The organism is Streptomyces sp. WAC 06738 (genome assembly GCF_003945505.1).
Lineage (GTDB): Bacteria > Actinomycetota > Actinomycetes > Streptomycetales > Streptomycetaceae > Streptomyces.
Map to the genome: position 1 here is coordinate 8,296,598 of NZ_CP029618.1, position 21,938 is coordinate 8,318,535.

The window sequence follows — 21,938 nt, forward strand, 5'->3', positions numbered from 1 at the left end:
GGGGTGGGACGGGGGCTACGGGGCGGTGCGCTCGAGTGCTGCGACGCCGATGGAGCTGTCGGCCATCCCGTAGAAGACGTACGGGATGCCGTCGATCTCCTCGACGGCGGTGGGGAAGACGACGTTGCCGAGGGTGCCCTCGGTCTCCTCCCGGATCTGCGGGGACAGCCACGGCTGCGGGCTGCGTGCCAGCACCCGGGACGGATCGAGGGCGTCGAGCAGGATGCCGCCGGCCCGGTAGACGGAGCCGTGGCTCAGTTCGAAGCCCTTGGCGACAGGGCCGGTGACCCCGTGGTGGATGAGCAGCCAGCCCTCGGGCACGCGCAGCGGCGGCGGCCCGGCTCCGATCTTGGCCTCCTCGAACGGCATCTGGGGGCCCGCGACCGGCGCGGCATGGGTGAGCGAGGTGAGCGCGGAGAGGTCGGCGCGGACCGCGCCGGCGTCCGCGTAGGCGATCCAGATCGACGGCCGGGGGTCGGTGACCCCGGCCGGGGCCGGGGCGCCTTCGCCGGGCCGCAGCCAGTCCAGCTCCCACATCGGCCGGTGCAGCATGGCGAAGCAGGGCCGTCCGTTCGGTCCTGGCAGCACCTCGGGGAAGAACACCAGGTCCTTGTTGGGGAAGAAGTTCAGGTCGGTGGAGAGGCCCGGCCGGTACGCGAAGTGCAGCGGGCCCAGGCGCCGCCAGTGGACGGTGTCGTCGGAGACGGCCAGGGCCGGACGGGGGCCGAGGGGGCCGTAGGCGACGTAGGTCATGACGTGCACGCCGAGGTCCGGGAGGAAGGTGATGCGCGGGTCCTCCACGCCGGCGTTGTGCGCGCCGCGCTCGAAGCCCTCGTCCGGGGCCAGGACCACACCCTGGCGTTCGACGCCGACCGGGACGCCGTCTTCGATCACGACACGGGCCCGGGCGATGCGGGAGACGTTCCCGGCCGAGACGATCCGCGGGAAGAGGTAGAGGTGGCCGTCGGGTCCCCAGGCGGTGGCGGGGTTGAGGACGCCCTCGGCCTCCAGCGGGTCGGCCGGGTCGGCGGTCATGAGGACGCCGATGCGCTTCAGGGCGTAGGGGAGTGCGGTTTCGGCGTTGAGCTGGGTCATACCTACCCTTTGATCGCGGAGCCGAGGTTGGCGGAGGTGAAGTGGCGCTGAAAGAGCAGGAACAGCACCACGGCCGGGACTGCCAGGACGCACGCCCCGGCCAGCACGGCGCCCATGGGGTTGGCCTGGAAGGTGGAGTTGGCCTGGGAGAAGTTGGCCAGGCTCACCGCGAGGGGCTGCATGTCCGGGTTCTTGGTGATCAGGAACGGCCACAGGAACTCGTTCCACGGGCCGATGAAGGTCACCAGCATCGCGGTGAGGATCGCCGGCCGTACCAGCGGCACCGCGACCGAGCGCAGGATGCGCAGTTCGCCGGCGCCGTCCATGCGGGCCGCGTCGAATATCTCCCTCGGTATCTGCAGGAAGTACTGGCGGAAGATGAGCACGGCGACGGAGTTGACGGCGAACGGAAGGATCATCCCGGCGTAGCTGTCGGCCAGGTGGAAGTAGCGCACCACCATCACGTAGAGCGGGATCATCAGCAGCTGGAACGGGATCGCCTGGACGAGCAGCACCAGGGCGAAGACCAGGCCGCGACCGCGGAAGTGCAGGATCGCCAGCGCGTATCCGGCCAGGAGCCCGAAGACCAGGGTGCAGGCCACGACCCCGGCGGTCATGATGAGCGAGTTGAGCAGGGCGGTGGTGAGGCTGAAGGAATCGTCGATCCCGGAGAGGTTGGCCAGGGTCAGGTTGGACGGGTCGGGCAGCAGCCCGCCCAGGCTCGTGTCGCGCTTCTTCTGCAGCGCGCCGATGAGCATGTAGTAGAACGGCAGCAGCGCGGCGACGGCGCCCAGACCGAGCGCGCCGTAACGCAGCAGGCGCAGCAGCGTACGGGCCATGTCAGTTCCTCTCCATGACGCGCCGGGAGATGGTGGCGAGGATGAGCACCGCGGTGACGAGGATCAGCCCGATCGCGGCGGCCGCGTCCGGTTCGCCCTGCTCCAGGCCACGCTGGTAGATGAGCAGCGCCGGGGTGAGCGAGGCGCCGTTCGGGCCGCCGCCGGTGAGGAGGAACGGCTCGGTGAAGATCTGCCCGGAGGTGATGAGCGACAGGAGGATGACCAGGGAGGTCACCGGCCGCACGGCCGGCAGCGTGACCGCGCGGAAGGCCTGCCAGCGCCCGGCGCCGTCGGTGAGCGCCGCCTCGTGCAGCTCGCGCGGCACGTTCTGCAGCGCGGCCAGATACAGCAGGACGTAGAACCCGAGCTGCTTCCACGTCACGTAGAGCGCGATGAGCGGCATCACCAGGTGCTTGTTCGCGAGCCACGACGGTTCCGGCGCCCAGGCGCCGAGCGCGTGGTTGACCGCGCCGGAGCCGTTGAAGAGGAAGAGCCACACGGCGAGGGTGGCCACCGAAGCGGTGACGTACGGCACGTAGTAGGAGACGCGGAAGAACACCCGCCATCGCGTGGCCGAGTTGAGTGCCGCCGCCAGTGACAGGGCCAGCACGACGGTGAGCGGAATGTTGATCGCCATGAAGACACCCAGGTTGCGGAAGGCGCGCCGGGTGTCCCCGTCTCCCAGGACCGCGGTGAAGTTGTCGAACCCGACGAAGGGGTGCGGGACCGACACCCCCGGGGCGGTGAAGAAGTAGTCGTGGAAGGCCATCCAGACGCCGAAGCCGAACGGGATCGCGAAGACGACCAGGACGAAGGCCGTGTACGGGGCGGTGAGCGCGAGCCCGAACGGGTGCCGGCCCAGCCAGCGCTCGACGCGGTGTGCCCGCCCGGGCCGTGGCGGCCGGCCGGCCCGGGCGCTCGCGCGGGGAGCGGGAGGCCGGGAGCTCTTGGGCTGCGGGCCGGAGGGCGAGCCGCCGCCGGCCCGCGCCTCCTGCCGATGGGGATGCGGTGCGGTCATGGTGGTGCGCCTCGTCAGCCGTTGGCCTGGTCGTCGATGGTCTGGGCGGCCTCGCCGAAGGCGTCCTCCACGTCGCCCTTGCCGGACAGCACGGTGTCGTCCCACGCCTTGCGGAAGGTCGTCCACACCTCGCTGGAGCCGGGGATGTTCGGCACGTCGACGGCGCGCGGGACGGCGTCGGCGAAGGGCTCGTAGAACGGGTTCTTCTTCAGGAAGCCGGCGGCGACGGTCGTCACATCGGTACGGGTGGGGAACTGGCCGGTCTCCTCGAGCAGCGCCGCGTCGTTCTCCTCGCTCATGGAGAACTTGGCGAAGTCCCAGGCGGTCTGCTGGTTCCGGCACGAGGTGAACATTCCGACGTTCTTCGAATCGGCGAACGTCGACGTCTCCTCCGCGCCGGCTGCGGTGGGCAGCGGCACCACGCCGTACTCCACCTTGCCGTCGAACTGCCCCTTGCCCCACGGCCCGGCGATGCCCATGGCGGCCGCCCCGTCGGCGAACGGGCCCGCCCACATGTCGCCGCTGTACGCCTCCGGGGAGGAGTAGCCCTTGGCGTACATCTCCTGCCAGAAGCCGAGGGTCTGCAGGCCGGCCTCGCCGGTGAAGGTGGCCTTGCCGTCCTCGACGAGCTGGGTGCCGCCGGAGTTCGCCAGATACAGCGGGTAGAAGTCGAAGAGCGAGTTGGTGTAATCGCTGGTCGCCGGCGGATACAGCGCGAAGTCCGCCGCCTTGGCGCTCTTGATCGCCTCGGCCGCCGCCAGTACGTCGTCATAGGTGCGCAGCTTGGGATGCTCCGCGTCCAGCCCGGCCTTGGCGAAGGCTTCCTTGTTGTAATAGAGCATGAACGGGTTGGTCTTCCAGGGCATTTGATAGAGCGAGCCGTCCGGGGACCGGAAGCCGTCCACCGCGTCGCCCGAGCGCTGCTCGATGAACGACTCGGCGTCCTTGAACGTCTTGGAGAGGTTCACCAGCCCGCCCTGTTTCTCGAACGCGGAGACCGCGGCGGGCGCGGTGTTGTAGACGAGGCAGGGCGTGTTGCCCGCCGTGATCGCCGCGCCTATGACGTCCTCGGTGGACTTGCCCGCGGGCACCGCCCGGGCGGTAATCTTCTCCTCGGGGTGCTCGGCGTTCCAGGCGTGGACGGCGGCCTTGGCCCACGCCTGCTCCTGCTCGTTGGTCGAGTACCAGATGTCGATCGGCCCCGCTGTCGGCTTGCCGCCGCCGGAGTCGTCGGATCCGCAGGCGGACAGTGGCAGGACCACCGCCGCGGCCGTCACCAGCACCGCAATGCGCGTATGACGCTTCATAGGGCCTGACCCCTTCATGGTGTGAGGGTGGAGAGATGCCGGACGCGACGGCGGTTGCCCGTCCCACGCCGTCGTCGACCGGTCCCCGGCCAGATGATCGAGCCGGGGTGACGGGCGCCATTCAAACCGGTTTAAAATGTAAGCGTCAAGGGACCGCACGAAACGTTCCGGTAATCGGCCGGGTCTCCGCACCCGGAGGCCGTCCGCACCGGGCGGCGGCAAGGAGGGGAACAGCATGACCCACCAGCACCCCGAGCCGGGCGCGGCGCAGACCGGCGCGGAGCCCGCGGCGCCGGCGCCCCCGCGCCGGCGCAGCCGCCCCACCATCGGGGACGTCGCGGCGCTGGCCCGGGTGTCCAAGGCGACCGTGTCCTTCGTCGTCAACGGGCGTGCCGGCGTCAGTACGCACGCGCGGCAACGGGTCCTGGAAGCGGCCGCCGAGCTGGGCTGGCAGCCCAGCGCCGGGGCCCGGGCACTGTCCACCCGGCGCGCCCAGGCCCTCGGCCTGGTGATCCGCCGGCCTCCCGAACTGCTCAGCACCGACCCGTTCTTCCCGCAGTTCGTCGCGGGTGTCGAAAGCGGGCTGTCCCCCTCGACTACGCCCTCGTCCTCCAGGTCGTCGAGACCGAGGACGCCGAACACAACGCGTACGAGCGCCTGAGCCACGACGGCCGGGCCGACGGCGTGTTCCTCACCGATCTCCAACTCGGCGACCGGCGCCCGGCGCTCACCGACCGGCTCGGCCTGGCCGCGTTGATCATCGGCCCGGACCAGCCGGACAGCCCGGTGCCGGCGATCGGTGTCGACGACGCCGAAGGGGTGCGCCGCGCCGTCGAGCACCTGCATGCGCTCGGCCATCGCCGCATCGGGCACGTCAGCGGCGCCGAGGGCTACGTGCACGCCGAGGCCCGCCGGCGCGCCTGGACGACCGCCCTAGCCGACGCCCAACTGCCCGAAGGGCCGCTGGAAGCGGGGGACTTCACCGGCGCCGGCGGCGCCCGCGCCACCCACGCCCTGCTCGACCTGCCCGAGCCGCCGACCGCCATCCTCTACGCCAACGACCTGATGGCCATCGCCGGGATCGCCGCGGCGACCGGTCGCGGACTGAGCGTCCCGGGGGATCTGTCGGTGGTGGGATTCGACGACATCCCGCTGGCCGAGTACATCGCCCCGCCGCTGAGCACCGTCCGCCAGGACGTGATCGCATGGGGCCGTGCCGCGGCGCGGCAACTCGTCTCCCTCACCCAGGGGCATCCCTTCCAGGCGCCCGCACTGCCGCCGGTGGAGTTCGTGGCTCGCGCGAGCACGGCGCCGCCGGCGCGCTGAGCCGGCGGACTCACCAACCCGGCAGCGGCCGGCCCCGCGGCGGCGGTGCGGGCCGCGGCCGGCCCGTTCCGGCGGCACGCCGTGCGCCTGCTGCCGGACGTGCCGAGCAGCAGGAGCCGGCGCGTCAGCACGGTTCCCGGCACCGCCACAGGCCCCGCGACGTCACCTTCACACCAACTCTCGTCGTGCCGCGACTGTTGACGTCCGCGGGGCGTAGCCGGTAACTGTTGACGCATCGCTTCAAACCGGTTTAGAAGCGGGGCGAACCTACCCCGGCCGTGACCGAATCAGCACCCGGAAGCGCTCGTCAGCGGACGGGTGCACACCTCCCGGCAGCGTTGTCACCACCGGGTGCGCATAAAGGAGTCCGCATGCCTGAAAACGGAGCCGCACCCCTTCTCGACCGACGCCGCGTCCTTCTCGGCGGACTCGGACTTGCCGCGGGCGTGGCGGGTCTGACGCTGTCAGCCCCGGCTATCGCGCGCGCCGCCGAAGCCGCCGGAAACCGCGCGGCGGCCGACGACATTCAGCTCATCATCGAGCGCATTCAGCAGCGCTTCCTCGCCCAGGGCGACCAGATCAAGCTCGCCAACTTCATCTATCTCGCCCGTACGTCGGAGGCCCTGACGTATGCCGAGTCGCTGCGCGCCGACGGCTCGTGGCCGAACGTGGACTACGCCGACACCACCAGTTCCGCGAACGGCCGGGTCTGGTCGCCGTATCACGCGCTCTACCGCATGATGGCGATGGCGCACGCCTACCGCGACCCGGACGCCCCGGGCTATGGGAAGCCGGAGATAGTCGAGGCCCTGAACCGCGCACTTCTCTACTGGGACGGCGTGAAACCCACCAGCACGAATTGGTGGGAGGTCGAGATCGGCAAGTCCATGGCCATGGGCCGCGTGTCGATCTTCGTCGGCGATGAACTCAGCGCCGAGGCACGCGAGGTGGCGTACGCGCACAACACCGGCCGGCTCGACCCCGTCGGGGCGAACGGCTCCTGGCGGACGGAGAACTACCTCTACGAGGCCGTCGCCAAGCGCTCCACCGCCGACATCGAGCAGGGCTACGACACCATGTCGCAGACGATCGCGGTCGACGGCAGCGGCGGCATCAAGGAGGCCGTGCAGGTCGACTCGAGCTTCTGGGCGCACGGTGCGCAGCTCTACAGCGAGGGCTACGGCATGGCGCTGTTCACCATCGTCGCCGCGTGGGCCGACGTCTCGCGCGGCACGCGCTTCGCCCTCTCCGACGAGGAAGTCGACGCCATCGCCTTCTACATCCTCGACGGGACGCGCTGGCTGATCCGCGGGGAGATCGGGATGATGTACCTCGGGTACCGCCCCGCCAACACCATCGACGGCGTCACGAGTTATGCGGCGGACTTCGTGGAGCCGCTCGACCGGATGGTGCGGGCCGACGAGGGCAACTCGGCGGCGTACAAGAAGCTCGCCGACAACATCCGCGGGAAGACCCGGGAGAACGGCGTCACCGGGCACAAGTACTTCTGGCGCTCCGAGTTCTCCTCGCACCTGCGCGCGGGGTACGGAATCTTCACCAGGATCAACTCCCCGCGCATGGTCGGCAGCGAGTACCGCTCCACCTTCCGGCCGGAAGTCGGCAACGAGATCGACTGGAACGCACAGGGCGCCACCTCGATCCAGGTCACGAACCGGGAATACGACGACCTCGTACCCGCCTTCGACTGGTTCCACTACCCGGGTGTCACCGCGCCGTACGCCAAGGTGACGTCGACGGCGGGAAAGCGCAACGCCGGCAGCTTCACCGGCGGTGTCTCCGACGGGCGCTACGGAGCGGTCGCCTTCACGCTGGACCGGTCCTCGACCACCGGCCGCAAGAGCTACTTCTACTTCGACGACGAGATGGTCGCTCTCGGCGCGGGAATCACTTCCACCTCCGAACACGCCGTCCACACGACCGTCAACCAGGGCGCGGCCCGGGGCAATGCCACCGTCGGCGGCAAGGCCGTGCGCCCGGGGACCGACTCCGTGGCCACCGGTGCCTCGTGGGCGTACAACGACGAGATCGGTTACGTATTCCCCGAAGGAGGACCCCTCAGGGTCTCGAACAAGGAGCAGAGCGGGAGCTGGATCGACCGCGATCCGGTGACGCGGAATGCCTTCACGCTCTACTTCGATCACGGCCGGGCCCCGGAGGGAGCCGAGTACGCCTACATCGTCCTGCCCGATGCATCTCCGGCGAAGGTACGGGCTTACGCGGCCGGGCCGGCGGTCAGGATCCTCCGCAACGACGAGCAGGTCCAGGCGGTCCGCCACCCGGGGCTGCGGCTGACGATGGCCACCTTCCATGCCGCAGGCTCCCTCGACCTGGGTGCGGGCCGTACGCTCCGGGTCGATCAGCCCGCCGTCGTCATGCTCAAGGAGTCCGGCGGCTCGGCCGTGATGAGCGTCGCCAATCCCGACCAGCCCGGCCTGACCGTCTCCGTCGCCCTCGCCGCCCCCGGCCGCACCCGCCGGGCCGGCTTCGAGCTGGGCTCCGGCGCGAACCTCGGCAAGACGGTGACGCAGCCCCTGACGTGACGCCGCCGGAGTACCGCCGCCCGGTCTGGCGCGCCGTCAGGCCGGGCGGCGGTCGCTGCCGTGGCGACTTCACGTACGCAATCGCCGCGGGACGTCTGTCGTCGCCGGAGCGATCCCGCCTCGCAGGCTTGACGACCCACGAGGAGACGCCCATCCTCGTCGGATCGGTGGTGTAGTCCAATCTTGCCGCGGTCCACCGGCAGGATCCGCTGCACCATCACGCCGTGTGCCTTCGCATCTGCCGTCATCAGCGACGTGGCGGCCCTCGGGCTGAGGAGGTCGGAGCAGCGCGTATGTCGTGTTTCGTGACCCTCGAGTGAACCCGGGCACGTGCGGATGCCTGTTGCAGCGAGCAGGACGTCAGGGCATCGGCGCCATCGCGGCTCTCCGGCGCCAGAGGCGACACCTGGAGGTTGATCGTGCACAGTGCTTCGACTCCCGTGCCGGTGAGGGCCCGCCCTCCCGGCCGCATGCATCGCTGGGCGGCGCTGCTCGCGCTGGCGGTGGTCCTCGTGGCGTCGCAGGGGTGGCCCCGCGACGCGGCCGCCGCGGCGCCCGCGTACGACGGGCAGCCGCGATTCGACACCGCGCTCTTCAGCATCAAGGGCCCGGACAACGCAGCGGCCCAGGAGTTCACCACGGATGACAGCCGGGTGGAGAAGGCGTCCCTCTACCTGGCGAGCCGTGCCGCCTCGGGCACCGTCACGGTGGAGGTCCGGACGGCGCGTGAGGACCCCGGGTCGGCGATCTCGTCGAGCACACGAGACCTCGCGCAGCTCGGCGGCGGGGGAGCGGGATGGCTCGACTTCCCGCTCGGCGCCGACGTCACTCCCGGAACGACCTACTACCTGTTCGCGCAAGCGACCACGACGGAGAGCAAGGCGATCGCCTGGCACGGCACCAGGTCACCGGTCGGAGGATCGCTCACGAGCTGGAACTACGACCTCCCGGTGCTCGGAGGCTGGCGGGCCTACACCACCCGTACCGCCTTCTTCGTCAACCCGGCCGGTGCCGAGGGCTGCGGCGACCCGGACGCCTGCTACCGCGCCGTGCCCGACCACGTCTTCGCCGCCTCCACGGCGGGCCTGTACTCCAACGGGAAGACCACGGAAGCCATCACCCCCGTGCAGGCGTACGGCTCCGAGTACGTACGGGACAGCAACGTGCTGCGGCTGCCCAGCGGCCGCTGGCGCTACCTTCCCGCGGGCGGGACCGAGCCGGTGACGGTGCACGCGAACGACCCCGGCGCACGGCGCCAGATCAGCGAGTCACGCGCCTGGCTGAAGCGCGGCACCGTCCCCGGCAGGACGGGACCGCAACGCAAGGCCGCCGCACGGGCCCTGCTCTCCATGAGGGCGCTCGTCCAGCCCAACGGTGCTTCCGCCGCCGCCTGGTACTCCATCTGGAAGTACTCCTGGCCCCGCGACTCCAGCTACGTCGCCGCGGCGCTCGCGCACACGGGACACACCGAGGACGCCTACCGCATCCTCACGTACAACGCCTCCACCCAGCGCCCGGACGGCACCTGGGAAGCACGTACCACCCTGGACGGCGCGGGACCGCCCGACAGCCGGCATTGGCAGCTCGACGCGAACGGCTGGGTCCCCTGGTCCACCTGGCAGTGGTACCAGGCCGCTCCGCGGCAGACACGCGACGCGGACCTGGAGAAGCTGTACCCGGCGATCGAAAAGGCGGCCGACTACGCCGCCGCATCCCTGGACGGGGACGGACTGCCGCCGGCTTCGCCGGACTACTGGGAACTCGGCACCGGCACCCCGAACATCGGAACTGCCGCACCGCTGCTCAGCGGCCTCAACGCCGCGGCGGACCTGGCCCGGGCCCTCGGCCACGACGACCACGCGGCGACATGGGCAGAGGCCGCGGGCAAGCTCTCGGCCGCGATCGCCGAGCGTTTCGCCCCCCTCGGCTACCCGCGCACGGTGGACGGCCTGCACGGCCGCGACAGCGCGGCCGCCTTCATGGCACCGCCCTTCAACACCGCGCCCGCCGACCTGCGGGACGCGCTCGACTCCACCTATGACGCCCTGCTGCGCCCGAACGGCGGTGTCGTCCCCGGCGACGACCCGGGCCACGACTGGGGCACGTCGACCTGGACACCGAGTACGTCGTTCTTCGGGCTCGCCTGGGCGGGCCTCGGCGAGCGGGAGAAGGCCGGCCGCGTGCTCGACTGGGTCCTCTCCAAGCGCAACGTCCTCGGCGAGCTGCCCGAGAAGGTCGACGACGACGGCAACCCGGCGTCGGTCGTTCCGCTCGGCTGGACGGACTCCCTGTTCGTCCTCACCCTGCTCCAGCTCGACCGCGACGATGCCCTCCCCGTGCCACCCCGGGCACGCTAGCTCCCGCCGTGCCCCTGCTCCTGTCCCCGCTTCGGCCGGGACAGGGGCAGGGTCGGTGACACGGCTGAGAAGGCCGGGCAGCACCCGCCTGACGCGTACCCCGGGCAAAGCGATGCTTTCGAGACGGAACCTCCCGCCGTCTCGGTGACCGCCCCCGCCTGAGAGGATCGGCCCGACCGAAGGGCTGAACGCAGAGGCGGAGAACCTTGATCATTCCCATACTGCTTGTCGTCCTGGCGCTCGTTCTCGGGGGGTGCGCATGTGTGGTGTGGTCGGCTCGTGGAGGCGGCCCCCGGTGGGTCCGCGCCGCGGCGACCCTGACGCTCGCCGCGGGGAACGCGGTGCGCGGCTCCGCGGGCGGCCGGCGCCGCGGGAGCAACGGCAACACCAGCGGCGACGACTAGATGACCGCTTCCAAGTCAGTGGTCGTAGACGGTCGATGAACCCCAGTCACCGGTACGCGGAAGGGATCGTGGCATGTCCAGCGACCGTCTCATGCGCATCCACAGCGCCGAGTTCCGGGCCATGGCCGAGAGGGTCCTGCGCGTCACCGAACTCACGTCCCGCCTGAACGTCCTGCCTTTCGACGACGAAGCGGGCAAGGCGGACCTCTTCACACAGATCCTCGGCAAGCCACTGCCGCCGCGAGTCACGATCTATCCGCCCTTCTACACGGACCACGGCCTCAACCTCGACCTCGCCGAACGCGTCTTCATCAACCAGAACTGCACCTTCCTGGACTATGCCGGCATCCGCCTCGGCGAGCGCGTGATGATCGGGCCGAAGGCCACGTTCATCACCAGCGGCCACCCGGTCGATCCCGGGGAGCGGCGGCTGTACCTCACCGGCGCACCCATCGACGTGGCGGAGAACGTGTGGATCGGTGCCGGCGCCACCATCCTGCCCGGTGTCACCATCGGCCGCGACGCCGTGGTCGCCGCCGGCGCGGTCGTGGCCGACGACGTTCCGCCGGCAAGCCTGGTGACCGGCAGCAAGGCAACCGTGCACCGGACGTGGGGCTCGGGTGAGGAATGACGCTCTGCCAGGAGCTGCGCCCCTTGGAGCCCCCGGCCACGTGCCGCGCGAGGGCTCCAAGGGTGAGTTGCTGAGCGGCTGTCAGCTGGTGCGATTGTAGATCGCCGTGCCGGGGCAGCCGGAGTAGCCGAGGCGGGTGCCGCAGCCGGTGTACTGGCTGGAGCCGTTCCACCAGGTCCAGCCCCCGATGGTGCGGCCGTTCAGCCAGGTGTACTGGCCGACGAGGTTCGCGTCGTACGTACGCAGGCTCCAGTGCACGTGGGCGCCGGTCGCCGAACCGCCGGCGCAGACGTCGGTGCCTATGGTGCCGAGCAGGGCGCTGCGCCCGATCGATGTCCCGTTGTAGTAGGTGGTGTTCCACATGTGGTAGTAGTCCGTCGAGAAGCCGCCGGGGTGGATCACCCTGGTCCAGCCGCCGCCGGCACCGCACATCGAGGTCGCGGTGCCTTCACGGGACGATCGGACCCGCCCGCTGGCGTTGCCGCCGGCGAAGTCGAGGCTGCTCCAGTAGCCGGTCCCGCCGGTGTGGGAGTGCGGACCGCCGGTCACGGTCATGTAGTAGTCGGGCATCCAAGGCAGGAGCAGCCCGCCGGTGTTGGCCGTGGCCCTCGTCGGAGACGCCTTCGAGTCCGGGGCCGTCCTGCGCTGCGCGTAGTCCGTCATGGCTTTCCGCTCGGTCTTGCCGACCAGCGGTGATGTCGCCACGTGAGCGGCGAACTCGCGGTCGCCCTCGAGACCGGCGACCCAGCGCCCGTTCTCGCGGTGGGCGAGGTAGAGCCAGCCCTCCGGCTGGCCGTGGGCCTTGCGCGAGGCTTCGACGTACGCCACACCGCGGGCCCATCCGGGCGAGACGGTGCGGACGTCGACCACCACCTTGCGGCCCTCGGCGGCGAGTTTGCTGACGGCCTTCGCCGGGGCGAGGCCCTTGGCGTCGTGGGACCGGGAGAGGACATCGGCGGAGACGGCGTCGATCAGCGCTTTGCGGCCGGCGCCGAGACGGTCGGCGACCTTGTCCGGCATCTTCACGGTGACACCGGCGGACGGCGACGTGGCGGACACCGGCGTCGCGCGAGGTTTCGCGGAGTCCGGGGAAGTGGCCAGCGCCGAGGGCGCGGTGGCGACCAGCCCGGTGATGGCGAGAGCGGCGAGGGTGGTTCTCACGGACAGCTTGGAGAGCAAGGGTGGTACCCCATTTCCGTTCGCGAGGCCCTGTCGGGTGAACAGGTCAGCGGATTCTGACACAGCACGGTCACGCTCTGCGAGGCGTTGAAGTCACGGAATGTGCTGAACGGGCGATCAATTGGACTCTTGCACGTCATTTCCGGTTAACCCGCAGACTTATTGCCGGCCCGCCCTGGTTGCGCGAATTTCCCTGACGCCTGCCGCGGCCTGAGAGGCCGCTCTCTCGGACCGGGTGGCGGGAACCGTGCGGCGGGCGGGGCGGTGGCCTGAAGACGGCCTTGGCAACGCGGGGTGTGATGAGAGAATTCCTATTGTCAGGGACATGTCGTCCATGTGCGGTACGTCCCACCCGGTTCCGACTCCTCGTAGGAGGAAGACGTGAGCACCGAGCGCACCAACCCCCTCAGACGCACAGCCCGGCGCTTCCGGCGGCCCGTGACCGCCCTGACCGCCCTGGCCGTGCTCGCCCTCCCGGCCGGTCTGGGGCTGGCCGGCCCGCAGGCGGCGCAGGCCCAGCCGCGGACGTTCAGCACCAGCGAACTCGCGGCGGCGGGCGACGCCGTCCTCGCCGCCGACATCGCCGGAACTGCCTGGGGCGTCGACCAGGCGACGGGCACCGTCCTGGTCACGGTGGACGAGCGCGTGTCGGCCGCTGAGATCACCGAGCTGCGCAGGAGCGCGGGTGCGCAGGCCGGCGCCCTCACCTTCGAGCGGACCGCGGGTACGTTCCGGCCGTATCTCCAGGGCGGCGAGCCGGTCTGGAGCACTACCGGCCGCTGTACCGTCGGCTTCAACGTACGGGCCGGCAACGCCGACTACTTCGTGACCGCGGGCCACTGCACCGCCGGCTTCCCCACCTGGTACACGAACTCGTCGCGCACCACGCTCGTCGGCCCGACCGCGGCGAGCAGCTACCCGGGCAACGACTACGGCATCGTGCGGTACACCAATCCCGCGGTGCCCCGGCCCGGGACGGTCAACTGCAACGGCACGATCATCGACATCACCGGTCCTGCGAACCCGGTTGTCGGCCAGAGCGTTTCGATGGCCGGCGGCGCCACCGGCTGCCACGGCGGAGGCATCACCGGCATCAACGTCACGGTGAACTACGGCGACGCGATCGTCAGCGGGCTCATCCGCACCACTCTGTGCTGCGAGCCCGGTGACAGCGGCTCTCCGGTGTTCACCCTCACCGGGGACGGCACGACGGCACTGGCCGTCGGGGTGCTCTCGGGCGGTTCGGGCAACTGCACCTCGGGCGGTACGTCCTTCGTCCAGCCGATCAACGAGATCCTCGCGGCCTACGGCGCCGTCCTCACCTGACCAGGCGGGTTCGCGGCGCCGCGGGTGCCGGGTCCGGAGCGGCGGCGTCAGATGACCACCTGGACGCCGGGGATGTCCAGGTGAGTGACGGGCGTGCCGTCCGGGTGGTGGCTGCCCTCGGTCTTCACCCTCTCGAGGTTCGGGAACCTTGAGAGGGCGCACCGGTCGGGCGAGAACACACATTGGTAGAGCTGGAGATATTTCAGAGCAGGGGGGCCTCCTTGTACCTCGGCAACCCAGGCGCTCACATCGCCCCCGACCAGGGTGAGATTCGTCAGGCCGGTGAGGCCGTCGAGCTCTCGCAGGGGATGGACCGCTGCGGAGTCCTTGTAGTGCAGCGTCAGACCCGGCAGGCGGGTGAGGCCGGGCAGCAGGCTGAGATCGGAGCTCTCGTCCACTCCCTGCAGACCGAGGAAGTCCAGCCTGGACAGCGTCTCGGAGGATTTCAGAGGGGCGGCCTGGGAACATCGCAGGGTGAGGGATTTCAGGTTCGGGAGTTCTTCGAGGACCTGCACCCCGGTCAAGCGCGCCCCTCCGTACAAGTGGACCGCTTCGAGGTCGGGATGTGCTCGCAGCGCAGACAGGTCGATGCGCGTTTCCAGGTGGCTCATGACCAGGTGGCGCAGCGGTGGAATGCGTGCGAGGAAGGTGAGGTCGTGTGTCCGGGGGCGGACTTCGAGGAAACTCAGTGACTGCAGCCGATGTACGGTGTTGAGCTGACCGGAGTGGCTGACCCATACGTATCGGCCCGGCAGCGGGAGGAAGTTCAGGACCTGCTCGGTGTAGGCGTTCGGCTCGAAGTAGTCCCATGCGCGGATGAGTTGCTCGATGACCTCGCCGCGTCCGTCCTGCGCGTATCCCTTGAGCAGTTCCAGGGCTGCCGCGCCTCCGATGATCGCGACCGTGCGCACCGTCTCCACCGCGGCCTTGGTGCTCAGCTCTTCGAGCGACCGCGGCAGTCGGCGTAAGAGGGCCGGCCCGACGGCGGCCAGTGCCGGTGGATCCGTGGACCGGCGAGGCGGGAGCAGGGTGTTCACCGCCTGGTCCACGCGCTCGCCGAGCTCTTGTGACATCGACCGCGTGGTCTCCTGGCAGGCCGCCGCCAGCAGTCGCAGCGGGCGGGTGTGCCGGGGTTCGGTATCCGCGCGGTCGAGGATGCCGTTCAGCAGCTCTTCCCGCTGGCGGGTGTTGGCGTGACCTGCGGTCATGACGACGGTCTCGCGCCAGAGGTCCAGATGTGCGCGGCTGACCAGGTTGCCGATGTGGTCCTCCTCCGCGGCCTCTTCCGCGGCGAGGTATTCCTGGAAGGTGCGGTGGACGAAGTCCAGGCGTCCCTCCGCGGGGGAGCGGAGGACGCCGGAACGCAGCCGCAACTGGTCCAGGAGCCGGCCGCCGTCGGTCCCGTCGAGGTGCCGCAGGGATTTGAGTGTCGCCGTGACGTAGTCGGCGGCGCGTTCGAGCTGGATCTCGCTGCGGTGGTTGTCGGAGAGTTTCCAGGCGAGGTGCCGCAGGATGACGAGTTTGTCGCTCAGCGACAGGGTGGCGTCGACCGCGCTGGGCACGTTCCGCTCCACGTCGCGTTCGTGGACCAGGGTGTGCAGGGCGTGGCGGTAGAGCTCCATGCGGTCCTGGGGGAGGTGGCGGCCCTGGCTGAGGTGCATGGCGCAGAGCATCGCGGCCAGGAGCGGTGTGCTCGCCAACTGGTGCAGGTGCGGGCGTTCTTGGAGGTTGGCCAGCAGCGACATCTCGTAATGCGGCAATTCGTCGATCCCGCAGGGCAGGTCGTCGCCCAAGTCGCGTACTGCCAGGTGCCACCTGCGTACGAAATCCGCCAGTTCCGCGGGGGTCATGCGGTCCAGATGGACGGAGGTGAAGTCCTCGCGGCGCAGCCAGTCGGCGCCGGCTGCCGCCGGGCGGGAGGTGACCACGACCCGGATCCCGCCGTACGTCCTCAGCAGGCGGCGCAGCCATTCCCGTATCGCCCGGCGGTCCTGCTCCAGGAGTTCGTCGACGCCGTCGATGAGCAGGAGCACCCGGCTGCCTTCGAGTTGCCGCTCGACCCACCCGCGGGGCATGACCCCGGTGATGGTGCCCGCGACGCCGTCGAGGATGTCCTCCAGCCGCGGCGGCGTCCGGCCGCTGTACTCGCGCAGCTTGACGAAGATCGGAGTGAGGCCGTTCCACGAGGCCAGCTCGCCGGTGAAGGCGCCGCGGGCGGCGGTGATGGCCAGCCAGCGCAGCAGCGTGGTCTTGCCGGAGCCGGCCTCGCCGCGCAGCAGTACGCGGTGACGTCCGCTGAGTGTGTCCTCGATGCCGCCCCGGCGGTTGCCGGTGTCCTCCCAGTAGCTCATCTCCGATCGCACCATCGGCGCCGAGCGGCCGGCGCGCGCCTGCTCGCTCTCGTTGCCGCTGGCGCGCAGGCTGACGTACGCGACCGAGAGCTTGATCCGGGGCGCGGCGGCCCGGTCGGACGCCTGCCGGAACAGTTCCACCTCGTCGAGCTCCCGGCTGACCAGCTCCAGGTAGCGGCGGCGGAATCCGGCGTCCTGGTCGGTGCCCTCAGGGGCGAACAGCGAGCGGTCCGGGAGACGTTCGAGGATGCGCGCGACCCCGTCACCGATCGCGGCGGTCCGGGCAAGCAGCTCGGTCGCGGCCCGTTCCTCGAAGGGCGGCAGGCTGCGCACGATACGGACGTAGTACTCGACGCACTCGGCGAAGAGCGCCTCGTACAGCCGGGTCTCCGCCTCGTTCAGGCCCACCGGCGCCCGCGTGGAGGCGGTGATCTGCCGGATCAGCTCCGCGGACCGGGCGTTCGCGCCCATCAGCGCTTCGTCGGAGAGGTCGGCGCTGGTGAGGGTGGTGCAAACGGCGTCGACGACGGCTTGTCGCCCGCCTTCGTCGAGCTGCTGGAAGGCGTGGCCCAGATGCGGCTCCAGCCGGTCGTACACGGCGTCGGCGATCTTCTCGAACTGGCGGCCGATCTCGCGCCTGGGCCGCAGCCCCGCCACCCGCGTCCGGAGCAGCTCGTCCAGCTCCAGCGACCGCTCCTGCTCCCGCCGCCGACCGCCCAGCCACACCCGCGCCGCAGCGGTGGCAACCGTCTGCCCCAACCGCAACGCCGCCGCCTCCGCAACCATTCGTTTCCCCCTCGCGGCAATATCCGACCGTGTCCTCAGGCGTCGAGCCCACCGCGGTTGAGCGCCCCGGCGACGAAAAACACCAGCACCGGCCCGCAGGGATGCCTACCGTCGCGTACGGGAACGACGGGAAATCCACCGCCGACCTCCACGCCCTCACCCCCGTAGGTGCTGCGGTGGCTGGAGTTGTGTAAGCGAACGGACGATGCGTCAGTGTTCGTCATCGCTGTCTGAGCCTCCAGATATGCACCGCTCCAGGCACAGCCTCTGACCAGATCATAAGCACGAACACCGTCGTCGACATCGGTGGCGTCCAACGTCATCCGCCCCTGAGAGAAACCGTCGATATGCAGGACGCAGCACGGCGGTTGATCCTCAATGCCGTGGAACACCACGGCGCCGTGGCGAAGCCCTTCGTCTGCAACTCGTACGCCCGTGCCGCTGCCCCAGCGCACCCTGGGCCGCGCCCCGTCGGCGGGAGCGTTCCAACTAGACCGTCTGAAGTCCTAAGCCACCGGCGGCACCAACCCCGCCCCCGATACCCAGCCACGGGCCATCGAGACCTACCGTCACGATTGTCTGGCGCGGGACGGCTACGCGGCACATTTCGTCCGTGCGGCTCCTGCCTGTGTGGGTGGGTGCGTTGACGGCCGCCGGCTTCGACCCGGCCGCACGGAGTGTTTGGCTGGCTGAGGGGCTTCTTTTCTACTTGCCGGGTCCTGCCGAGTCGTACCTCATCGGCACGGTGGACGGGCTGGCCGTGGCAGGCAGTGCTCTGGCCTTCGAGGCGAAGCTGGAAAAGGACCTTGAGGCCTATCGTGGTAGTGCGATCTATACGGCGACGCGAGAAGAGATCGGCATCGATCTGCTGGACCTTTTCGACAAGGGGCCGCGCCCCGACTCGGCGGGCGTTCTGGTGGCCAGGGGCTGGTCCGCTTCGATGCACACGCCGTTCGATTTCACCCGCCGGCACCGGCGCGGCCCTCTTCCCGAGCCCAACGACGCGCTGGAGGGAAACCGGTGGGTGTTCGCGCGCAAGCCGTAGGGTCTGTCTTCTGTCTCTCGTCTGCGGCGCGCGGCTGGCATGCACGCTTGCTGCGTTGTCGGGGGTCGGCCGGATAGGCCCGCTATGCGGTCGATCCTCCGCCCTGCGATCGCGCGGACCAGCCGCCGCGCCGCCCGCCTGCGGGCGAACGACACGAGACCGAAGACAGACCCCGCCATGACGCCTGCACCGCTCACGATGACCTCCGCAGGGGGCCTGAGGCCGGCGCTCTGCCCTCAGCCCCCATACGGCGGCACGTGTCCTGGTGGAAGGCGGCAGTACGGTGATGTCGTGGCGGTGTCGCCGGCGGCCGGGAGGCCGCTGGCGGGTTGTGTCAGCCGGCGCGGGCGGCTACCAGTTGGTCGCCGGGGATCCCGGCCATGTCGGGCGTGTAGTAGTCCTTGATGCCGTCTGCCCAGGTGGCTACGGTGATGCGGTCTTCGGTGTCCGGGTCGAAGGCGTCGAAGAGGGCGTGGATGTTCGTCTCTTGGAAGCCGATCGCTGTCATCAGTGAGACGAAGAGGGGCCGCTGGATCAGGCCGTCCCTGTCGGGGTCGCCGAGCGCGGAGAGGGCTGCGGCGAACTCGGCGACCGTGGGACCGAAACGCTCGGGGTCGAGCACGAACGGACGGAACTCGTCCAGGGTGATCACGCCGTCGTCGTTGGTGTCCAGTTCTGTGGCGAGTGTGGTCCAGTAGCGGCGGAACGCGGCGCGGATGGCGGCTTTGGCGTCGTCGTCGGAGGCGGCTGCCGCCTGCAGAACACGGCCGGTCATGAGGTCGAAGTCGTGGGAGTCGATGACTCCGTTGCCGTTGGTGTCGAAGAGGGAGAAGACCAGCTCGACCCGTTTGGCGGCCTCATCTCGCATGTTCATCACCTGTCTTGTGCGGCCTGACGGTTTCGGGCCTGGGCCGATGGGGTCCTTCGGCTCAGCCGAGTGGGGGACCCCGGCGTGTGTAAGGGCCATGAGCCATGGAACCGTCTTGAGGAGCCGCTGGCTCTCGATCTTCGCATCTGGTGCCAGAAGGGCTGTTGAATGAGCGTATGTGACAAGTCGGTTGCCTCGCGTGAGGCAACCGGACCGCTTCGCTCGATCCCATTCGCCAGCTCATGAGCCCCGCTGCTGACAACCCTCCGCTCTTCGGCTCACCGCTCCGCCCGCTTCCTCGCCCTTCCGTACCCGGCGTGGTCGCCGACGCTGTCGCCCAGTTGCACCACGCCGCCGGCGCTCCACGGCTTCCGCGCCCCCGGACCGGGCCGTCGTCCTGCATCCCCGGCCCCACATGCGCCGGCCCCACATGCGCCGGCCCCGCCTTCCCCGGGCCCCGCCTTCGCCGGCGCTGTGTTCGCCGCGGGCGCCGGCGTCGTCGTCGACGGCCTGCTCCTCGACTTCGAGAGCCCCCGACACACCGGCACCCTCTGCCTGGTCGGCGCCTGGCGGCTCTCCGGCGAGCTGCTCCTCGATGCCGCCGGCCGCTGGGACCATGCGATCGCTGCCGTGGTGTCAGGCCCGGGTCCGGTGGGGTTTTGCGCCGACCGCCTGCTGTGCCGAGCCTGGATGACCTGTCGGTTTTCTCTGTTTGCCTTCGGGGGTGAAGGTCAGCGATCGGCTGAACGAGTTGCTGCCGAATCGCGCCGCGAGGAGCAGTGGTTGCTCATGTTCGGGTGGCCACGGCTTGGTCCCTGGTTCGCTGCCGTTCCACAGGTGGAAGGCCACGATGGGCTGCTGGGGATCCTGTGTGAGGTAGCTGAGCGTTTTCCCGTACGGGGGATTGTTTCCTCCGGAGAGTACGGAGGGTGGGCCGAACTCGGCTGTCACGTCAGGCCAGGTGTGGTCAGCGGCGGCCCACTGCCGGACCCGGCGGGTGAGGGTCTTGTACTCCTGTCTGGTGAGGACGCGATCGGGCTTGAGCCAGCCGCGTCGGTGTACGAACTCCGCGTAGACCGAGGCGGTGTCGTTGCAGTCCGCCTGTGCGGGGAACAGGTCGTGGAGGGCCCCGGCGATTCCGGTGGGGGTCCACAGTCCGCGGTTCTCCCAGTCCTGCTGCAGTTCAGCCCACGCCTCGGGCTCGCGCTCCATGAACAGCAGGTGATCGATGAGGATTCGAAGAGCTGTCTCGCCGCCGTGCATCCCTGGCCGGCGAAGGGCAAGGTTCAGCTGATCAGCCAGATGAGCGTGGATCTCTTCTGCAGCGGCCAGCCGGGTAGGAAGCGTCACGTGCACAGTCTTCCGTACGGTGATCACCACGGAGCGCGCATTTGCGGATATTCCGGTGCTCCGCCCCGGGCGTCCGTGGTCGGGCGGCTGTGGTGCCGGGGATCAGGCTCCGTAGGGCCGCGCGGCCGACTCCGGGTCCCGCTGTTCGGGCGGGTCGAGCGGCCCGGCGCGATCCGGGTTCGCCGGTTCGGGATCAGCGCGGGGAGGAAAGCGTGCGCCCGGTCCCGCCGGCCGGTGCCGGTCACCGGCCTCGGCTGAGGTACTCACTGCCTCGCCAGTGCGGTGCCGTACGCCCTGGTGACTGCCCGGGTGACTGCGATGCCCCTGCTCTGCCCGATCGTCACGGCATCGCCGCAGGTCGCCCCGTGGCATCACCGCGATTTCCCTCCTGGCGGCCTTGCTCGCACCTGAGGCCGGGTGATGGCGGGGAGGGGGGCGAGGGCAGCGCATGGCCGCGGGGGAGGGTGCGGCCGCGCCCTGGGGCCTCGCCGCGGGCCGGGTGCGTGGAAGGGGTGCGCGGACCGCGCACCGGGGGGTGTATCGCTCGTCGGCGCGCCGGCCGGTGCGCGGGCGGGTGCAGGAGGCTTGCGCGGAGGGCGGGTTGCACCGCAGGTGAGGTCACCTGTGCGGGCGGTCCCGTGCCGCCGGCACCTCTTGCCCGCGCGGGGGAAGAGGTGTGTGCCTGGCCGGCCGGATGGTCAGGCGCCGGTGATCCGTTTGTTCGCGGATCAGTTGAAGAGGGCGGAGCGGAGTTTGAGCCGGTCGCTGGCCTGGCCGCCGGGGCGGAGGCTGTAGTAGTCGCCGTCGCAGTCGGGGCCCGTGAACATGGTGACGGTGCTGCCGGTGAAGTTCCGGGGCGCGAATGCCGGCTCGGTGGTGTCGGGGTCAGCCGCCTCGGGCAGCGTGACGCAGACCCGGCTGTCAGGGTCGACGAGCACGCCCGGGGCCTGGTTGCCGAGGTCGTCGTAGTAGGTGTAGCGGAACTCGCCCACGGCTGCGCCTGCCGGACTCGGTAGTACGGCGACCAGGGCGAGCGAGGCTGCAGCTGCAACGGCCATCTGACGGAAGCGAATGGACATTCGACACCTTTCATGCTGCAAGGAAGAGATCGCGGATACCGACGCGGAGACCATAAAGGCTGCACCACCTGGCGAAACGTTCCACCCAGGCGCCACCAGGAGGCGCCAGGTTGACGTCTCCCGGCGCACGCCGCAGGAGCTGTCCGGGAACCGCTACCGCGACCGCCCCCCGGAACGGATACGCAAAGCTCGACTTCAGGCCCCACCCCATTCGCGGGTCGTTCTGCGACGGTTGTTAATCGGCGGAAGCAGAAGCGGGCGGTGGCGATTTGACCCGGGGCGGTTTGAGGCACCTCCGGGATAATTTTTCCGTTCCGGAGGCGTTTCGTGTTTACGGCGGAATTCCGTGCGGGGTGTCCAGGATGTTTGGCGCGACAGCGGGTATCCGGCCGGGACGGCTGATGGCATGTCAGGCC

The 21,938-nt window shown here is 70.0% G+C and carries 16 protein-coding genes and 2 pseudogenes; 8 read left to right on the forward strand and 10 right to left on the reverse strand.

Annotated elements, in window-relative coordinates:
- Positions 1 to 15: 15 nt before the first annotated feature.
- From DMB38_RS35890 to DMB38_RS35905, 4 genes are read right to left on the reverse strand one after another with little or no spacing between them, the layout of a single operon-like run.
- The gene (locus DMB38_RS35890; protein WP_125938702.1) at positions 16 to 1,095 is read right to left on the reverse strand and encodes a glycosidase; all 1,080 of its coding nucleotides are present in this window, start codon (positions 1,093 to 1,095) and stop codon (positions 16 to 18) included.
- A gap of 2 nt (positions 1,096 to 1,097) precedes the next feature.
- On the reverse strand, positions 1,098 to 1,934 hold the full coding sequence (locus tag DMB38_RS35895; protein ID WP_047019634.1) for a carbohydrate ABC transporter permease: 837 nt from the start codon (positions 1,932 to 1,934) through the stop codon (positions 1,098 to 1,100).
- 1 nt (position 1,935) lies between these two features.
- Positions 1,936 to 2,952 carry a sugar ABC transporter permease gene (locus DMB38_RS35900; protein WP_125938703.1) on the reverse strand — a complete coding sequence of 339 codons (1,017 nt, stop codon included), beginning with the start codon at positions 2,950 to 2,952 and terminating at the stop codon, positions 1,936 to 1,938.
- A 14-nt stretch (positions 2,953 to 2,966) separates the two neighbouring features.
- A complete protein-coding gene (locus DMB38_RS35905) occupies positions 2,967 to 4,259 on the reverse strand; it encodes an extracellular solute-binding protein (RefSeq protein ID WP_240662653.1) in 1,293 nt (430 codons plus the stop codon).
- 235 nt (positions 4,260 to 4,494) lie between these two features.
- Here DMB38_RS35905 and DMB38_RS37405 point away from each other — a divergent pair.
- The 6 genes and pseudogenes from DMB38_RS37405 to DMB38_RS35930 form a co-directional block, all read left to right on the forward strand.
- Positions 4,495 to 4,659, forward strand: a pseudogene (locus DMB38_RS37405) (LacI family DNA-binding transcriptional regulator); the annotation flags it as partial.
- A 47-nt stretch (positions 4,660 to 4,706) separates the two neighbouring features.
- Positions 4,707 to 5,585 carry a substrate-binding domain-containing protein gene (locus tag DMB38_RS35910; protein ID WP_240662807.1) on the forward strand — a complete coding sequence of 293 codons (879 nt, stop codon included), beginning with the start codon at positions 4,707 to 4,709 and terminating at the stop codon, positions 5,583 to 5,585.
- Positions 5,586 to 5,956: 371 nt separating this feature from the next.
- Entirely contained in the window at positions 5,957 to 8,146 is a 2,190-nt protein-coding gene (locus tag DMB38_RS35915) for a polysaccharide lyase family 8 super-sandwich domain-containing protein (protein ID WP_125938704.1), read from the forward strand.
- A 470-nt stretch (positions 8,147 to 8,616) separates the two neighbouring features.
- Positions 8,617 to 10,503: a glycoside hydrolase family 15 protein gene (locus tag DMB38_RS35920; protein ID WP_125938705.1), complete on the forward strand. Its 1,887-nt coding sequence runs from the start codon at positions 8,617 to 8,619 to the stop codon at positions 10,501 to 10,503.
- 206 nt (positions 10,504 to 10,709) lie between these two features.
- Complete coding sequence (locus tag DMB38_RS35925) at positions 10,710 to 10,907, forward strand: hypothetical protein (protein WP_125938706.1); 198 nt, start codon at positions 10,710 to 10,712, stop codon at positions 10,905 to 10,907.
- Positions 10,908 to 10,980: 73 nt separating this feature from the next.
- Positions 10,981 to 11,538 (forward strand): DapH/DapD/GlmU-related protein, encoded by a 558-nt coding sequence (locus tag DMB38_RS35930; protein ID WP_164716173.1) that lies wholly within the window; start codon positions 10,981 to 10,983, stop codon positions 11,536 to 11,538.
- An 81-nt stretch (positions 11,539 to 11,619) separates the two neighbouring features.
- Here the strand turns inward: DMB38_RS35930 and DMB38_RS35935 are convergent, their stop codons facing one another.
- The gene (locus tag DMB38_RS35935; protein ID WP_125938707.1) at positions 11,620 to 12,717 is read right to left on the reverse strand and encodes a M23 family metallopeptidase; all 1,098 of its coding nucleotides are present in this window, start codon (positions 12,715 to 12,717) and stop codon (positions 11,620 to 11,622) included.
- Between the two features lie 381 nt (positions 12,718 to 13,098).
- Here DMB38_RS35935 and DMB38_RS35940 point away from each other — a divergent pair, with 381 nt between their 5' ends.
- Complete coding sequence (locus DMB38_RS35940) at positions 13,099 to 14,043, forward strand: S1 family peptidase (protein ID WP_125938708.1); 945 nt, start codon at positions 13,099 to 13,101, stop codon at positions 14,041 to 14,043.
- A 47-nt stretch (positions 14,044 to 14,090) separates the two neighbouring features.
- Here the strand turns inward: DMB38_RS35940 and DMB38_RS35945 are convergent, their stop codons facing one another.
- Positions 14,091 to 17,180, reverse strand: a complete 3,090-nt coding sequence (locus tag DMB38_RS35945) for an NACHT domain-containing protein (protein WP_125938709.1) — start codon at positions 17,178 to 17,180, stop codon at positions 14,091 to 14,093.
- A 35-nt stretch (positions 17,181 to 17,215) separates the two neighbouring features.
- Positions 17,216 to 17,572, reverse strand: a complete 357-nt coding sequence (locus DMB38_RS37410; protein WP_240662654.1) for a DUF397 domain-containing protein — start codon at positions 17,570 to 17,572, stop codon at positions 17,216 to 17,218.
- A gap of 239 nt (positions 17,573 to 17,811) precedes the next feature.
- Here DMB38_RS37410 and DMB38_RS35955 point away from each other — a divergent pair.
- Positions 17,812 to 18,225: pseudogene (locus tag DMB38_RS35955) on the forward strand (class I SAM-dependent methyltransferase); the annotation flags it as partial.
- A gap of 334 nt (positions 18,226 to 18,559) precedes the next feature.
- On the opposite strand, the gene DMB38_RS35960 reads toward DMB38_RS35955, so the two are convergent.
- The 3 genes from DMB38_RS35960 to DMB38_RS35970 all read right to left on the reverse strand — a co-directional run bounded on the left by DMB38_RS35960 (position 18,560) and on the right by DMB38_RS35970 (position 21,501).
- Positions 18,560 to 19,093, reverse strand: a complete 534-nt coding sequence (locus DMB38_RS35960; RefSeq protein ID WP_125938712.1) for an EF-hand domain-containing protein — start codon at positions 19,091 to 19,093, stop codon at positions 18,560 to 18,562.
- A 636-nt stretch (positions 19,094 to 19,729) separates the two neighbouring features.
- On the reverse strand, positions 19,730 to 20,473 hold the full coding sequence (locus tag DMB38_RS35965; RefSeq protein ID WP_125933394.1) for a hypothetical protein: 744 nt from the start codon (positions 20,471 to 20,473) through the stop codon (positions 19,730 to 19,732).
- A gap of 698 nt (positions 20,474 to 21,171) precedes the next feature.
- Positions 21,172 to 21,501, reverse strand: coding sequence for a hypothetical protein (locus DMB38_RS35970; RefSeq protein WP_240661850.1), 330 nt, complete (start codon positions 21,499 to 21,501; stop codon positions 21,172 to 21,174).
- Positions 21,502 to 21,938 lie beyond the last annotated feature (437 nt).